This is a genomic window from Halarchaeum nitratireducens (genome assembly GCF_017874695.1).
Classification (GTDB): Archaea; Halobacteriota; Halobacteria; order Halobacteriales; family Halobacteriaceae; genus Halarchaeum; species Halarchaeum nitratireducens.
Genome location: NZ_JAGIKY010000008.1, coordinates 26,584 through 41,530 on the forward strand (window position 1 = coordinate 26,584; position 14,947 = coordinate 41,530).

General features: G+C 69.5%; 20 protein-coding genes. 11 read left to right on the forward strand and 9 right to left on the reverse strand.

The window, feature by feature from the left end; all coding sequences use genetic code 11:
* Positions 1–46: 46 nt before the first annotated feature.
* From J2754_RS08935 to J2754_RS08945, 4 genes are all read right to left on the reverse strand, one after another.
* Positions 47–1,108: an ArsA family ATPase gene (locus tag J2754_RS08935; RefSeq protein WP_211087221.1), complete on the reverse strand. Its 1,062-nt coding sequence runs from the start codon at positions 1,106–1,108 to the stop codon at positions 47–49.
* Positions 1,109–1,329: 221 nt separating this feature from the next.
* Positions 1,330–1,650 carry a DUF7979 domain-containing protein gene (locus J2754_RS16835; RefSeq protein WP_483420142.1) on the reverse strand — a complete coding sequence of 107 codons (321 nt, stop codon included), beginning with the start codon at positions 1,648–1,650 and terminating at the stop codon, positions 1,330–1,332.
* A gap of 289 nt (positions 1,651–1,939) precedes the next feature.
* Complete coding sequence (locus tag J2754_RS08940) at positions 1,940–3,037, reverse strand: pyridoxal phosphate-dependent aminotransferase (protein WP_188877872.1); 1,098 nt, start codon at positions 3,035–3,037, stop codon at positions 1,940–1,942.
* Positions 3,038–3,062: 25 nt separating this feature from the next.
* Positions 3,063–3,347: a DUF7571 family protein gene (locus J2754_RS08945; protein ID WP_188877871.1), complete on the reverse strand. Its 285-nt coding sequence runs from the start codon at positions 3,345–3,347 to the stop codon at positions 3,063–3,065.
* 167 nt (positions 3,348–3,514) lie between these two features.
* Between J2754_RS08945 and J2754_RS08950 the strand changes: the two genes are divergently transcribed.
* The 3 genes from J2754_RS08950 (at position 3,515) to J2754_RS08960 (ending at position 4,973) form a co-directional block, all read left to right on the forward strand.
* Positions 3,515–3,874: a nuclear transport factor 2 family protein gene (locus J2754_RS08950; RefSeq protein ID WP_188877870.1), complete on the forward strand. Its 360-nt coding sequence runs from the start codon at positions 3,515–3,517 to the stop codon at positions 3,872–3,874.
* 74 nt (positions 3,875–3,948) lie between these two features.
* Positions 3,949–4,464 carry a CinA family protein gene (locus J2754_RS08955; RefSeq protein WP_211087222.1) on the forward strand — a complete coding sequence of 172 codons (516 nt, stop codon included), beginning with the start codon at positions 3,949–3,951 and terminating at the stop codon, positions 4,462–4,464.
* Positions 4,461–4,973 carry a metal-dependent hydrolase gene (locus J2754_RS08960; protein ID WP_188877868.1) on the forward strand — a complete coding sequence of 171 codons (513 nt, stop codon included), beginning with the start codon at positions 4,461–4,463 and terminating at the stop codon, positions 4,971–4,973. The genes J2754_RS08955 and J2754_RS08960 overlap by 4 nt, the downstream gene beginning before the upstream one ends.
* A gap of 15 nt (positions 4,974–4,988) precedes the next feature.
* Here the strand turns inward: J2754_RS08960 and J2754_RS08965 are convergent, their stop codons facing one another.
* Positions 4,989–5,744, reverse strand: coding sequence for a PHP-associated domain-containing protein (locus J2754_RS08965; protein ID WP_342590114.1), 756 nt, complete (start codon positions 5,742–5,744; stop codon positions 4,989–4,991).
* Between the two features lie 91 nt (positions 5,745–5,835).
* Between J2754_RS08965 and J2754_RS08970 the strand changes: the two genes are divergently transcribed.
* Complete coding sequence (locus tag J2754_RS08970; protein WP_211087224.1) at positions 5,836–6,120, forward strand: hypothetical protein; 285 nt, start codon at positions 5,836–5,838, stop codon at positions 6,118–6,120.
* 109 nt (positions 6,121–6,229) lie between these two features.
* Positions 6,230–7,336 carry a zinc-binding dehydrogenase gene (locus J2754_RS08975; protein WP_342590115.1) on the forward strand — a complete coding sequence of 369 codons (1,107 nt, stop codon included), beginning with the start codon at positions 6,230–6,232 and terminating at the stop codon, positions 7,334–7,336.
* Positions 7,337–7,396: 60 nt separating this feature from the next.
* Here J2754_RS08975 and J2754_RS08980 read toward each other — a convergent pair whose 3' ends face one another.
* The 3 genes from J2754_RS08980 to J2754_RS08990 form a co-directional block, all read right to left on the reverse strand.
* Positions 7,397–7,834, reverse strand: a complete 438-nt coding sequence (locus J2754_RS08980; RefSeq protein WP_188872009.1) for a transcription elongation factor Spt5 — start codon at positions 7,832–7,834, stop codon at positions 7,397–7,399.
* A 3-nt stretch (positions 7,835–7,837) separates the two neighbouring features.
* Complete coding sequence (locus tag J2754_RS08985) at positions 7,838–8,014, reverse strand: protein translocase SEC61 complex subunit gamma (RefSeq protein WP_188877864.1); 177 nt, start codon at positions 8,012–8,014, stop codon at positions 7,838–7,840.
* 75 nt (positions 8,015–8,089) lie between these two features.
* Positions 8,090–8,545, reverse strand: a complete 456-nt coding sequence (locus J2754_RS08990) for an MGMT family protein (RefSeq protein WP_188877863.1) — start codon at positions 8,543–8,545, stop codon at positions 8,090–8,092.
* Positions 8,546–8,639: 94 nt separating this feature from the next.
* Between J2754_RS08990 and trpC the strand changes: the two genes are divergently transcribed.
* The 6 genes from trpC (at position 8,640) to J2754_RS09020 (ending at position 14,390) form a co-directional block, all read left to right on the forward strand.
* A complete protein-coding gene (trpC, locus tag J2754_RS08995) occupies positions 8,640–9,407 on the forward strand; it encodes an indole-3-glycerol phosphate synthase (protein WP_211087225.1) in 768 nt (255 codons plus the stop codon).
* The gene (gene trpB, locus J2754_RS09000) at positions 9,404–10,672 is read left to right on the forward strand and encodes a tryptophan synthase subunit beta (RefSeq protein ID WP_188877861.1); all 1,269 of its coding nucleotides are present in this window, start codon (positions 9,404–9,406) and stop codon (positions 10,670–10,672) included. The genes trpC and trpB overlap by 4 nt, the downstream gene beginning before the upstream one ends.
* A complete protein-coding gene (trpA, locus tag J2754_RS09005) occupies positions 10,669–11,502 on the forward strand; it encodes a tryptophan synthase subunit alpha (RefSeq protein WP_211087226.1) in 834 nt (277 codons plus the stop codon). The genes trpB and trpA overlap by 4 nt, the downstream gene beginning before the upstream one ends.
* A 26-nt stretch (positions 11,503–11,528) precedes the next feature.
* Positions 11,529–12,308 (forward strand): 2-amino-3,7-dideoxy-D-threo-hept-6-ulosonate synthase, encoded by a 780-nt coding sequence (locus J2754_RS09010; protein ID WP_188877859.1) that lies wholly within the window; start codon positions 11,529–11,531, stop codon positions 12,306–12,308.
* Positions 12,309–12,351: 43 nt separating this feature from the next.
* Positions 12,352–13,140 (forward strand): SDR family NAD(P)-dependent oxidoreductase, encoded by a 789-nt coding sequence (locus J2754_RS09015; RefSeq protein WP_188877858.1) that lies wholly within the window; start codon positions 12,352–12,354, stop codon positions 13,138–13,140.
* A gap of 83 nt (positions 13,141–13,223) precedes the next feature.
* Positions 13,224–14,390 carry a 3-dehydroquinate synthase II gene (locus tag J2754_RS09020; protein WP_211087227.1) on the forward strand — a complete coding sequence of 389 codons (1,167 nt, stop codon included), beginning with the start codon at positions 13,224–13,226 and terminating at the stop codon, positions 14,388–14,390.
* Between the two features lie 24 nt (positions 14,391–14,414).
* On the opposite strand, the gene J2754_RS09025 is transcribed toward J2754_RS09020, so the two are convergent.
* Entirely contained in the window at positions 14,415–14,846 is a 432-nt protein-coding gene (locus tag J2754_RS09025; RefSeq protein WP_188877855.1) for a DUF7575 domain-containing protein, read from the reverse strand.
* Positions 14,847–14,947 lie beyond the last annotated feature (101 nt).

Sequence of the window (14,947 nt, forward strand, 5' to 3'; positions counted from 1 at the left end):
CACGGGAGTGCGTCACCCCTAGTAATAATCATTATCGTTTCGCCCGTCAGGCGAGACACGCCGCGACGACCCGGAGCGCGTCGGGGCCGCGGACCTCCTCGGCCAACAGCGGGACGCGTTTCACGTCGTGACCGCGGAAGAGGTCGTGGGCCTCCGCGAGCGCGTCCTGCTGGACGTCCCAGCGGCGTTGGCAGAACTCACACTCGTCGAGGTTCGGCGAGACGAACGTCTCCGGGGGGATCTCAGGCACCACGTCCACGAGCGGCTCCATCACTTTGTTGACGACGACCGTCGAGACCGGGATGTCGAACTCGGCCAAGCGCTCGCGTAAGCGCGTCGCCTCGACGACGCTCATCCCCTCGGGGACGGTGACGATCCGGAAGTCCGTCCGCGCGGGGTCGGTCAGGACGGCGCGCAGACGCGTCACGCGCTCGCAGACCTCCTCGACGCCGGCCGTCCCCGCGTCCGCGCCCGCGTCGTCACCGGCGCCGAACATCCCCTTCATCGAGTCCATCATCCCGCCCATCTTCTCCCGGAACTTCAGCATGCGGCCCATCATCGAATCCATCAACTCGGGGAGTTCGAGCAGGCGGAGCGTGTGACCGGTCGGCGCGGTGTCGACGACGACGCGCTCGAAGCGATCGTCGTCGAGGTACTCGACGAGCAACTGCATCGCCGCCGCCTCGTCAGCGCCCGGCATCGGTCCGCCGAGGGGATTCGCCGACTCCCCGCCCGCACCGCCCAGCAGGTCGCCGAGGCCGCCCATCGGTCCCGCGCCCGCACCCTCCTCGCCGCCGAGGCCCATCGCGCCCGCGCGCTCCATCGCCTCGTCCGGGTCGATCTCGACGCCCCAGAGCGGGACGTCCTCGCGGAGCCGCCCGGGTCGATTCGGCACGTCGACCCCGTACGTGTCGGAGAGGCTGTGCGCCGGGTCGGTCGAGACGACGAGCGTCGGCGTCCCGTCGGTCGCGCTCGCCAGTCCCGTCGCCGCCGCCATCGTCGTCTTCCCGACGCCGCCCTTCCCGCCGTAGAGGACGTACTCCGCCGTGCCCGCCGCGACGCTCGGCGCGTCGAGGTCCTCGACGGCCTCCACTTCGAGTTCGCTCATACGTGGATGAGGGAGTTCCGGAGGGGTAGGCTCTCTGGTCCGCGCGAGCGAAGTAAGTAAGCGACTAGCGGGGCCGGAGGTCCCGCGAGGGGGAAAACTCCCGGTCGCTGGAGGCGACCGATGAAACTCGCGCCGACAGAGCGAGTACGCTGAACCGCAGACCACACCGGGAACGTTCGACGTAGAGCAGCCATTGAACGTTCGATAGAGGGCGGATCAGCCTACTGCGTGGACACGACCGCGTCATACGTGTGGTTGTCATATCTCACGTAGCGGTAGTGAGTCCACGGGTGGACACTGACATTCTTCGGCACGTCAGCGATCCCCTTCTGAAGCGCGTGCTTGAAGACCCGCTGTTGGGCAGGAGTCAGCTCATCGAATTGGACCGCATCGCCGGATGAAACGTTCCCGTCTGCTTGCTGAACGTGAAGGTGGTACTGTGAGTTCTGGTTGTTCGATGGCGATAGAGGGTTTATAGCGGCACAGCCTGCAAGGACGATTAAGCACACTGCAACGAAGGTGTGGAGGGAGACACGGACCATATACTGAGCTGATGGTTATCTGTCAGATACTTTCAGGGGGTGTTCCTACTCAGTCATTCGATAGGCAACAGACCGGACGCCCGTTCCACGACGAGCGACGGCGAGTCGAACGACGCGGGCCAGCGTTCGCGGGACGAGTGGTCCGACAGGACCCGGTAGTCCCGCGATTCACTCGCGGCTTCGCCGCGAGGCGCGAGGACCCCTGAAGGGGGTCCGATGCGCTTTTGTCGTAGCTTTTGCCAGCGAGTGAGCGAAGCGAACGAGCGCGGCAAAGGGTACGTTAGGTCGTTTAGAAGTACTCAGCCAGTCGTTCGGCGGCGGTGTCGACGCGCGGGGAGACGAGCGCGAAGCGGAGCCAGTCGCTTCTGGCCGCTCCGAATGCCTCGCCGGGCATCCCGGCGACGCCGGCTTCGTCGATGAGGCGCTTCGCGTTCGCCATCGTGCCGGGGTAGTCGGGGAAGCGCGCGAGGACGTAGAAGGCCCCCTCGGGCGTGGTGTACGCCGCGCCGGCGCGATCGAGGGCGGCGGTGAAGGTCTCGACCCGCTCGCGGAGGCGCTCGCGGTTCGCCTCGTGGTAGGAGGCGTCCGTCGTTCGCAGCGCCTCCAGGACCGCGGCCTGCGCGGGGCGGCTCGTCGCCACGTTCGTCAACATGTTCCGCGTCCGGGCCGCGGGGGCGTCGCGCGCGGGGAGAACCACGTAGCCGACGCGGAAGCCCGTGATGGCGTACGTCTTCGAGAAGGAGTTCGTGACGACGACGTGCTCCGAGTTGAGCGCGAGCGCCGACGTGAACTCGCCCGTGAAGTCGAAGTGGTCGTACACCTCATCAGAGACGAGCATGGCGTCGTAGTCCTCGGCGACGGCGGCGAGTTCGCGCATCGTCTCCTCGCGGTAGACGGCCCCCGTGGGGTTGTTCGGCGTGTTGACGACGATGCAGGCCGTCTCGTCGCTCGCCGCGGCGCGGACGTCGGCGGCGTCGAGGCAACCCGTGTCGTCGACGGGAACGAAGCGCTGGACGCCGCCGAGCATCTCCGCCTTACCGGGGTAGTAGGGGTAGACGGGATCGGCCATCAGGACCTCGGAGCCGTCGAAGCGTTCGAGGGCGCGCGCCATCCCGAGCGTGTTCGCCATCCCGCCGCCGTTCGTCACGATCACGCGCTCCGTGGCGACGCCGCGGCGCTCGGCGATTCGCTCGCGGAGCTCGCGGAGGCCGGCGCTCGGCGGATACTGGAACTGTTCGCCGCCGGTGTCCGCGTAGTCGTGGAGGCCCTCGCTGATCCCGTCGGGCGCGCCCCAGTCGGGGTTCCCCGACACCATGTCGACGACATCGCGCTCGGCGGCGTCCGCGTACTGCATCACCGTGAAGAAAAGCGGTTCCTCGTACTCCATACGGGGGAGCGCGGCCGCGAGGCGGTTAAGCGCTTCCCGACGAGGACGAGGCCGCGTCGCGCGTCCACCCGGGATCGCGCCCGGTCCGCGCGATGCGCCCCGCCCGGCACGCCGGGCAGTAATCGGGGGCCTCCTCGGCGCTCCGCGGGACGTACACCGCACCGCCGCACTCGACACACGCGTCCGCGACGACCGTCGCGCAGTCGGCGCAGACGTTGAAGTCGTCGACCGTCAGGTCGCGGAGGGGTTCGAGTTGTTTGTCCAGGACGTACTCGTCGATGACCGACTCACAGTTCTGGCACGGTTGCATGGCGATCCGTATTGCCGTCTGTTGGCATGAACCATATAGCTGTCCCCCGATCGGGCGGACGGCGCGGTGGGGGAGTGGGTAGGTGAGTACAGCGCGCACGTCGGCCGATAGGACCGTCGCGCCGCGGGGCCGAACCGCTTAGGTAGCCGACGCTCCCCATCACGGGTATGACGGACAACGCGGACCCGGACGCGGCGCGACGCTACTACGACCTCGTCGACGACGAGGACTACGAGGGGTTGCTCGGCCTCTTCAGTCCCGATGTCGTCTACGAACGCCCCGGACAGCCGGCCATCGAGGGGCTCGCGGACATGGAGGCGTTCTACGAGACCGGCCGCCCGCTCGAAGACGGCGAGCACACCGTCTTCGACGTCGTCGCCGACGGCGACACCGTGGCCGTCCGCGGACGCTTCGAGGGCGTACAGGACGGCGAGTCGGTCGCCTTCGGCTTCGCCGACTTCCACGAGTTCGACGGGGAGGGGTTCATCGCGCGGCGCTACACCTACACGGATCGGGACACGGTCTGAGGACAGTACGACAGTGCCGCGGCGAGCGCGGGACGCCCGCAACTGCAATACCCTCCCCGCGACTACGCCGGGGTATGCGTGACTACGCCGACGACCCGCCGATCGAGGAGCGCCTCGGCGACGCCCTCCGTTCCGCCGGTGACACGATCGCCACGACGGAGTCCTGCACGGGCGGCCTCGTCGGGTCGCTCCTCACGGACGTTCCCGGCTCCTCGGACTACTTCGATCGAACGTACGTCACCTACACGTACGACGCGAAACTCGACACGGGCGTCTCCCGCGAGGCCCTCGACGGCCACGGCGCGGTGAGCGAGCCCGTCGCCCGCGAGATGGCGCGCGCCGTCCGCGACGCCGCGGGGACGACGTGGGGCGTCTCCACCACGGGGATCGCCGGCCCGACGGGCGGGAGCGAGGCCAAGCCCGTCGGCACCGTCTACGTCGGCGTCGCGCACGCCGGCGCGTGGGGCGCGGACGACACCTACGCGACCGTCGAACGCTACGAGTTCGACGGCGACCGTACCGAGATCAAAGAGCAGATCGCCCGGCAGGCGCTCGACGACGCCCTCGACGCCGTGGAGGCCCGCGAGTGAACAAGAAAGACCACATCCTCAACGGCGGCCTGCTCGGGATCGGCCTCGGCTTCGTCCTCCACCCCGAGGGGAACGTCCAGACGCTCGTCACGATGGCCGCCGTCTTCGTCCCCGTCGTCCTCGGCGCGCTGGTCCCCGACATCGACACCGAGTTCGGCAGGCACCGAAAGACCCTGCACAACGTCTTCGTCGTCGCCGTCCTCTACGGCTACACGATCTACTTCTCGAACCTCCAGTGGGTGTGGATCGGCGTCGTCTCCCACTTCGTCCTCGACGTCCTCGGCTCGAAGCGCGGCATCGCGCTCTTCTACCCGCTCTGGGACGAGGAGTTCGGCACGCCCGTCGGCGTCACGACGTCCTCGCAGTACGCGACGGTGATCACGATCGTCATCACGCTCGTCGAGCTCGGCGCGATCTACGCCCTGCTGACCTACGCGCCGAGCGTCATCCCCACCGTCGATCTCTCCGCGGTCTCCGTCTCCGTGCAGGCCCTGGGGTCGGGGGTCTGAGAGGCCGTCTCGGTTTCAGTAGACCCGCACGTCGTCGAAACGCCCCTCGTACGCGATGTGGCGCGGGTGCGTCGGCTCCATGCCCGAGAGCAGGATCCGATCCGCCTTCTCGTAGGTGTTCTCCCACGCGAGGTGGCAGAACTCCGCGCGACAGCGGAGGGTGTGTCGCCAGCCCGTCCGGTGTTCGACGCGCCGCGGCGCGCCCGCTTCGAAGGCCGCACAGAGGTCGGCCGCGCTCTGGATGTCGCGCTCGAACGTCGTCCACACCTCGCCGACCGTCGCGCGCCGGTGGGCGTAACTCGACCCGAAGGCGGGGAGGCCGTGCGCCTCGACGAGTTCGCGTGCGCGCTCGTTCTGGTACGGCCACTGCTTGGGGTTGTACACTTCGCCGGCGGCGATCCGGTCGCCGTAGCGCTCGACGTCCGCGGGCCCGAGGCTCACCGTGGCGAACGTCGGGTGGGGCGCGAGCACCGTCGCGTCCTGCGCGTCGAACGCCTCGAACGCGCCGTCGAGCGTGATGAAGTCCGGGACGGGATCGTCGAGACCGAGCGCGAGCACGTGTCTGCGCTCCTGCCACGGGCCGGTGAACACCTCGCGCGCCGGCACGACGAGGAGGTCGTCGTCGGTGAACGCGTCGGCGCGCTCGCGGATCGCGGGGAGGCGCGTGAAGTGCGGTGCGTACACGAGCACGTCGATGCCGCGGGCCTTCGCGCGCGCCGCGACGTCGGCGTCCAGGACTTTCACGTGTGGATCGACGCGGGTCTCCGTCACGCGACGGCGTACGCGGGGCGAGGCTTTTAGCGTTACACTTTCGCGCGCCCGGCCGGACGCTTTTTCTACGCGCCGCGAGACGCTCCCGATCATGTCCGACGACTGGCGCGACGACGACATCGACGCCGTGCTCCGCGTCCTCTCGCAGGGCGCGATCGGCGTCTCACCCGCCGGAATCGCCGCGAACGCCGACGCGCTCCTCGACGAACACCTCTCGATCACCGACGTCGAGGCGGCCCTCGACGCCCTCGCCGAGCGCGACGTGGTCGAGACGCTCGACGCCGGCGCGGCGGGCGCGTACTACCGACTCACCGATCACGGTCGGGATTACGTCGACGCCGAGTTCGCGGCGAACGCCTTCGGCTACGTGGATTAACCGAACGGAGCCGCCACCGCGCCGTCAGCGGACGGCACGGCCGTGAGCGAGTGGAAAGCGGGTCGTTCGCGGGGCAAGGACTATACCGCTCGTTCGTATCGATACCGGTGTGCCGACGAACGCCACGGGCCGACTCGCGTACCTCGCAGGCGAACGCGAGGTCGAGATCCGCGAGTATCCGGTCCCCGACCCCGAACCGGGCGCGCTTGTCACCGAAGTCGTCCGCGCGAACGTCTGTGGCTCCGAGCTGCACATCTGGAACGGGACCCATCCGCTCCTCGACCGGATGGTGCTCGGTCACGAGGCCCTCTGTCGCGTCAGCGACCTCGGCGAGGGCGTGACGACCGACTACGACGGCGAACCGATCGCGGAGGGCGACCTCGTCGCGCCCACCTACTTCGTCGCCTGCGGGAAGTGCGCGGCGTGCGGCCGCGGGGAGTTCCGCTCCTGCGAGAACGCCCTCTCCCACTGGGTGAAACACCCCGACGAGTTCCCGCACTTCCACGGGACCTTCGGGACGCACTACTATGTCCACCCCGAACAGTACTTCTACAAGGTCCCGGAGAACATCCCCGAGGGCGTCGCGGCGGCCGCGAACTGCGCGCTCACGCAGGTGCTCTTCGGGCTCGAGGAAGTGGACCTCTCCTACGGCGAGACCGTCGTCATCCAGGGCGGCGGTGGCCTCGGGCAGAACGCCATCGCCGTTGCGAACGAGTTCGGCGCGGAGACGATCCTCGTCGAGGGCGTCGAAGAGCGCATCGAGCGCGCGCGCGACTTCGGCGTCGACCACGTCGTCGACTTCCGCGAGTACGACACCGTCGAGGCCCGCGCGGATCGCGTCGCCGAGCTCACGGACGGCCGCGGCGCCGACATCGGCGTCGAGGTCGCGGGCGTCCCCGAGGCCTTCGCGGAGGGCCCACACCTCCTGCGCAACGGCGCGCGCTACCTCGAGATCGGGAACATCACGCCCGGCCACACGACCGAGTTCGACCCCGCGCTCCTCACGCGCAAGAACATCCAGGTGACGCCGACAATGCACTACGACCCGTGGTATCTCGGCAAGGGCCTCGACTTCCTCTCGCGCACCGTCGAGCGCTACCCCTACGCGGAGTTGATCGACGCGGAGTTCGACCTCGTCGACGTCTCGACGGCGCTGCAGAAGGCCGACGACCGCGAGATGACGCGTCCGTCGCTCGTTCCCGGTCACGAGCACTGACGAATCGCGCACGGGTCGACTCGTCCCGCGCTCGTATCGCCGAGGAGCGCTCCGCTCTGCTCAGCGTTCCTCGCTGTCGAGCACGCGGATCTGGTCGCCCCGGACCGTGACCGGGATGGGGACGGTCGCCTCGTAGAGTTCGACGGTGACCTGATCTTTGCCCTCGTCGATGCGCTGGACCTGCGCTTTTTCGCCCTTGAACGGGCCGGCGATGAGTTCGACGATGTCCCCCTCCGCGATGCCCTCGACGTCGGGCTTCGGGCTGAGGAAGTGCTCGACCTCGCTGATCGAGGACTCGCCGGGCACCATGCTGCGCGCGTGCGGGATCTCCTCCATGACGCGCGAGATGACGGCGTCGTTGTCCGCCTCGACCATCACGTAGCTGGTGAGCGCGTCGGGCGCGAGAACGGCGTGGATCTCGTTCTCCTCGCGGTTGGCGATCATGCTGGCGACCGTCTGCTCCTGACTCGCGGTCGTCTTGACGGCGAACACTCCCATGCGTCAGACACCCGTCCCGGGGATGAAGCCCATGACGAGGAAGATGACGAAGCCGATGATGCCGATGAGGAGGATACCGGCCCCGGCGATGAGGGCGATCTGGGAGAACTCCTCCCACTCCGGGGTGCTCGCCAGTTTCAGCACCCGCGTGTACGCTGAAAGCTCTAGGGGAACGTCCATACGGGAGGTTCGTCGTCGGTCCTTTTCTATCTTCCGCAACGGTCCGCGCCAGCGTGGTGGGGCGTCGACGTGAGGTTACAGGCCTTCGAGGCTCCGGAGTTTCTGCTCGACCTCCGGCGGCGCGCCGCTCGGGGCGTCCCGAACGCGATGGTCGGGGACGACGAGCGGAACGGGGTTCTCCGCGAGCGCGGTGCGCGCCAGCTGGCGGTCGGCCTCCTCGTCGGCGTCGAGACCGGCCGTCATACGAGTGAGCGTCTCGACGGTGACCTGCTCGCCGTAGCCGATCTGGCGCACCGTTTCGAGGACGGCGCGCTGGTCGGTCGCCATCGTGAGCCCGACGGCGACGTCGGCGAAGTCGTCGGCCACGCCCTCGAAGTAGGCGTTCAGTCGCTCGAAGAGCGGGTGGTCGTCCCGCGCGTCGTCGTCCGGGTCCTTGGGGAAGGAGACGTCGATGATGCGGTCGCCGGCGACGCCGAGTTGCACGTAGCGATCGAGGTACGTCGGGGCGAACGCGTAGATGCCGGCGTCCATACGGGTCCGGTCGGCCAGCGCGGACTTCAAGGTTCGTGGTCCGGGCGATCGGAGGGAAACGCTCTTGTACAGATGCGTGCATTAGTGTACAGTAATGGACGATGATTTCGCACCACAGGTGCGCTCGATCCTGCGCGCGGCGCGCGAGCGCGACGTCGCGGGCGGCCGGGTGTCGGTCGACCCGCGCTCGCTCGGAGCGGCCGTCGCGGACGCCAAGGCGGACGGACGGGTGCCCGTGATCGCGGAGGTGAAACCGACGAGCCCGACGACCGAGGGCGAGCGACGCGACGACCCCGTCGAGCTCGCCGAGGCGATGGTCGCCGGCGGCGCGAGCGCCCTCTCGGTGCTCACCGAGCCCGAGCACTTCGGCGGCTCGACGGCGAACCTCGAACGGATACGGGCGGCCGTCGACGTCCCCGTCCTCCGCAAGGATTTCGTGGTGCGCGAGGCGCAACTGGACGCCGTCGAGGCCGACGTCGTGCTCCTCATCGCGCGGTTCGTCGGCGACGACCTCGGACGCCTCCACGACGCGGCGCGCGAGCGTGGCTTTCAGGTGCTCGTAGAGGTCCACGACCGCGAGGAGGTCGCGCGCGCGCTCGACGCGGGCGCTGAGTACGTCGGCGTGAACAACCGCGATCTCGCCGAGCTCGACGTCAACCTCGGGACGTTCGAGGAGGTGGCGCCCGCGGTCCCCGACGACGTGACGCTGATCGCGGAGAGCGGGATCACCTCGCCCGCGGACGTCCGGCGGATGCGCGCGGCCGGCGCGGACGCGCTCCTCGTGGGCTCCGCGATCATGGACGGCGACGTCGCCGCGAACACCGAAGCGTTGGTGAACGCGGAGGTGGTGGAGTCCACATGAGCCGACGCGAGACCGCCACGGACGCGAGCACGAACGCGGACGATGGCGCGGGGAAGTTCGGTCGCTACGGCGGCCAGTACGTCCCCGAGGTCCTGATGCCCGCGGTCGAGGAACTCACCGACGCCTACGAGCGATACGTCCTGAACAACGAGGACGGCTTCGTGGACGACTTCCGCGAGCGCCTGCGCGACTTCGGCGGGCGACCCACGCCGCTGGGACGCGCGGACAACCTCTCCGAGCGGTACGGCCTCGACGTCTACCTCAAGCGCGAGGACCTCCTCCACGGCGGCGCGCACAAGCTGAACAACGCGCTCGGGCAGGTCCTCCTGGCGAAGTACATGGGCAAGGAGCGGATCATCGCGGAGACGGGCGCGGGCCAGCACGGCACCGCGACGGCGATGGCCGCCGCGTACCTCGACATGCCCTGCGAGATATACATGGGCCGGACGGACATCAACCGCCAGCGTCCCAACGTCTTCCGGATGCGCACCCACGGCGCCGAGGTCAACCCCGTGACCGTCGGTTCTGGGACCTTGAAGGAGGCGACGAACGAGGCGATGCGCGACTGGGCGACGACGGTCGAGGACACCCACTACGTCATCGGCTCCGTCGTCGGACCCCATCCGTTCCCGACGATGGTGCGCGACTTCCAGTCCGTCATCAGCGAGGAGGCCCGCGAGCAGGCGCTGGATCAGCTCGGCCGGCTCCCGGAAGCCGTCGTCGCCTGCGCGGGCGGCGGCTCGAACACGATGGGCGCGTTCCACGAGTTCGTCGACGACGAGGACGTCGCCCTCTACGCGGTCGAAGCGGGCGGGTCCGGCCTCGGCGTCGAGGCATCTGAGGAGTACGCGCCGAACTCCGCGAGCCTCGGCACCGGTACCGTGGGCGTGCTCCACGGCGCGAAGACGAAGCTCCTCCAGACGGCGGAGGGACAGATCGTCGAGTCCCACTCGGTCTCCGCCGGCCTCGACTACGCGGGCGTGGGCCCCGAGCTCGCGCACCTCGTCGATTCGGAGCGCGTGACGCCCGTGAACGTCGATGACGACGCGGCGCTCGCGGCGTTCCACCGGCTCTCGCGCGAGGAGGGAATCATCCCCGCCTTGGAGTCGAGCCACGCGATCGCTTACCTCGAACACTACGAGGGGGACGGCCCCGTGATCGTGAACGTCTCCGGGCGCGGCGACAAGGACCTCGACACCGTCATCGAGGAGTCCGAGAAGCGGGACCTCGAGGAGGCCCCGGACATGGAGGTGTTCCGCGCGTGAGCGCCGACGACGTCACCGCGGCGTTCGCGGACGGCCCCGCGCTCGTGCCGTACGTCGTCGCGGGCGATCCGAGCGCCGACGCCACCGAAACGTACGTCGAAGCGCTCGTCGAGGGCGGCGCGGACGTGATCGAGCTCGGCCTCCCGTTCAGCGAGCCGATCGCGGACGGTCCGACGATCCAGGAGGGCATCCGGCGCGCGCTCGACGCCGGAATGACGCCAGCGCGCTACCTCGACCTCGTACGCGACCTCGACGTCGACGTCCCCATCGTCTGCATGACGTACTACAACCTCCTCCTGCAGTACGGCGAGGGGGACGGGGTCGACGCGTTCGTCGAAGCCGCCGCGGACGCGGGCGTCTCGGGGCTCATCATTCCCGACCTCCCCGTGGAGGAGTCCACGGCGCTCGAAGCCGCCTGCGAGGCACACGACGTCGCGCTGATCTTCATCGTCGCGCCGACCACCACCCCGGAGCGCATCGAGCGCATCCTCGAACGCGCCTCGGGGTTCATCTACGTGCAGGCGCGCATGGGGACGACGGGCACGCGCACCGACGTCTCCGAGGACACCTACGAGAGCCTGGAGCGCCTCCCCGAAGGGGAGCTCCCCTACGCGGTCGGCTTCGGCGTGAGCGAGCGCGAACACGCGAGGGCGATCGTCGAGGGCGGCGCGGACGGCGTCGTCGCCGGCAGCGTCTTCGTCGACGCGATTGCCGCGGCGGAGAGCGTGGAGGCGGCCGCCGACGCCCTCCGCGAGAAGGCGGCGGAGCTGAGCGCCGGGATCGAGGACGCCACGCGGGGCGAAGCGCCCGAACCGGAAACGACAAAGTAGCCCGTACGGTACCACGTACCAACACGATGCACACGGGTACACGGGCGCGCCTCGACCGGATCGGCACGGACGGCAACTACCTCACAGTCCCGATGGACCACGGGGTCACGCTCGGGCCGGTCGCGGGCCTGCGCGACATCGAGACCACGATCGACGCGGTGACGCGCGGCGGCGCGGACGCCGTCCTCACGCAGAAGGGGATCGCCGAGCGCGTCCACCCGAACAAGAACGACGCGGGCTACATCGTCCACCTCAACGGCTCGACCGTCATCGGCCCGGACGAGAACGACAAGCGCCAGACGGGCACGGTCGAGGACGCCGTGCGCGCCGGCGCGGACGCCGTCTCGTTCCACATCAACGTCGGGAGCGACCACGAGCCCGAGCAGCTCACCGCGCTCTCCGAGGTGACGAGCGAGGCCCATCGGTTGGGACTGCCCGTGCTCGCCATGGCGTACGCCCGCGGTCCCGGCGTCGACGGCCACGACCCCGAGTCGCTCGGGCACGCCGTCCGCCTCGCCGAGGAGCTCGGCGCGGACCTCGTGAAGACCGCCTACTCGGGCGACACCGAGAGCTTCGAGCACGTCGTCGGCTCCACCGCCAAGCCCGTCATCATCGCCGGTGGCAGCCCCGAGGGAGATCGCGCGACGCTCGCCGCCGTCCGCGGCGCGATGGACGCCGGCGGCCGCGGCGTCTCCATGGGGCGCTCGATCTTCCAGCACGACGACCCCGAGGCGATGGCGCGCGCCGTCTCCGCCGTCGTCCACGACGACGCCAGCGTGGACGACGCCCTCGCGTACTTCGACTGAAGCCCGCCGGTTCCTTTTTTCCCCGCGGCGCCGATCGGTCACCGTGGGACGACTCAGCTACGACTTCGAGGGCGAGACGGTGATCGTGACCGGCGGGAGCTCCGGCATCGGGCGCGCGGTCGCCACGCGCTTCGGCGACGCGGGCGCGACGGTACTCGTCGCCGACGTGGACGAGGAACCGCACGACGTGGACGCCGTCGTGCCGACCGCACAGCGTATCCGCGACGACGGGGGCGAGGCGCACTTCGTCGAGACAGACGTCTGTGATCCCGACGAGGTCGAGAGCGTCGTCGACGCCGCTCACGAGTTCGGCGGCGTCGACGTGATGGTGAACAACGCGGGGATCAGTCGACAGGCGCCGTTCCTCGACATCGACCCCGACGACCTCGACGCGCTCTACGGGGTGAACGTGAAGGGGGTCTTCGTCGGCACGCAGGCCGCGGGCCGCGACATGATCGAGCGCGACGATCCGGGCTGTGTCGTCAACACCTCCTCGATCAGCGCGGAGGTGAGCCAGTTCGGCCAGTCCGCCTACGACGTTTCGAAGGCCGCGGTGGGGATGGCGACGCGCGGGGCCGCCCTCGAACTCGGCGAGCACGGCGTCCGCGTGAACGCGGTCGCGCCCGGCCACATCGGCACGGAGATCACCGAGGGGTGGACGGCGGAGGCGCGCTCGTACGACCGCGAGAGCGACCTCCTCAAGCCCCTCCCGCTCGGCCGCGCCGGCACGCCCGCGGACGTCGCGGGCGCGTTTCTCTGGCTCGCGAGCGAGGACGCGGGCTACGTGACGGGCGAGACGGTGACCGTCGACGGCGGGTGGCTCGTGACCTGACGGCGTCGGCCGCGTCCCCACGCGACGGCCCGAGCGTGGCCGTAGTCGCCACGTTCAAGCCGTCGCGTACTGAGGTGCAACTAATGACACGCGAAGTGTGGCTGAAGGCCGACGGCGCCGTCGGCGACTGGGAGGCCCGGAAGCGACGGATCACCGCCGGTCTCGAAGCCGGCGTCGACTGGGTGCTCGTCGACGAGGCGGACGTCGCGCGCGTCCGCGAACTCGGGCAGGTGAACGTCGCCGCGTTCACGAGCGAGGACGCCGACGTGATCGGCGAGGCCGAGGACGACGCCGCGGACGCCGACGCCTACGTCGTCGGCAAGAACGGCGAGGGCGACGGAACGGTCGAGCTCCCGAGCGACTTCTCCGGGAGCGCCGACCTCACCACGCTGCGCCGGAACGACGAGGTGGCCGGTGCCTACGTCCGCATCCTCGGGACGGAGTACGAGTCGTTCGCCGAGGCCGCCGCCGCCGACGCCGACTACACGTTCGTCGTCGGTGAGGACTGGACGATCATCCCCCTCGAGAACCTCATCGCACGCATCGGCGACGAGACCACGCTCGTCGCGGGCGTCACCACCGCCGAGGAAGCCGACACCGCCTTCGAGACGCTCGACATCGGCGCCGACGCCGTCCTCCTCGACAGCGACGACCCCGACGAGATCCGCCGCACCGTCGGCGTCCGCGATCGGGCCGAGCGCGAGACGCTCGACCTCGAATGGGCGGAGGTCGTCGAGATAGCCGAGGCCGGCGCGGCCGATCGGGTCTGCGTCGACACGGGAACGCTCATGGACGGCGACGAGGGGATGCTCGTCGGATCGATGAGCCGCGGGCTCTTCTTCGTCTACGCCGAAACGGCGGAGTCACCGTACGTCGCCTCCCGTCCCTTCCGCGTGAACGCCGGCGCGGTCCACGCTTACATCCGGACGCCCGACGGCGGGACGAAATACCTCGCCGAACTCGAGAGCGGCGACGAGGTGCAGGTCGTCGACGTCGAGGGGCACACCCGCGAAGCCGTGGTGGGGCGCGCGAAGATCGAGCGCCGCCCGATGTTCCGCCTCACCGCCGAGACCGACGACGGCGATCGGATCGACACCCTCATCCAGAACGCGGAGACCATCAAAGTCGAGACCGAGGACGGACGCACCGCCATCACCGACGTCGAGGCCGGCGACCGCGTCAAGGTCTTCACGCAGGAGGGCGGGCGTCACTTCGGCGAGCAGGTCGAAGAGCGGATCATCGAGAAGTAGCGAGCCCCGACCGCACGCGGGCCGCTACGCGTCCCGCGTCTCCTCGCCCGGATACTCCCACTCGAGTTCGGTCGTACACCACGGGCAGAAGTCGAGGTCGGTGTCGAGTTCCTTCCCGCAGACGGGACACGTCGGCTCGTCGCTCGCCGTCCGCGCCGGCGTCGACTGCCGGACGGCGACGAAGTAGGCATCGATAACGTTACAGAGTCGGACGACCAGCAGCGCGGCGGCCGCGTCCGCCGGAAGCGCCGCGGCGCTGAGCGCGCCGAAGTCGCCGTTCGAGAGCGCGACCTGGTACGTCTGGATCAAAGAATCGGGCACGAGGACGTACGCGGTGGCGAACGAGAGCACGATCCAGCCGACCGCGCGGAGCCACGCTCGGAGGTACGCGTGTCCGATCCCCGGATAGATCACGGAGAGGGCGGCCGCGACGACGCCCCGACGGTTGACACTCACGGTTACGCGGTATAGAGCGGGGTGGCTCTTAAACGCGGTCCTCTCACTCGACGGAGCGGAGAGAAGCGAGGGGCGGGCGCGAACGCGCGGGTTGGGGCGTC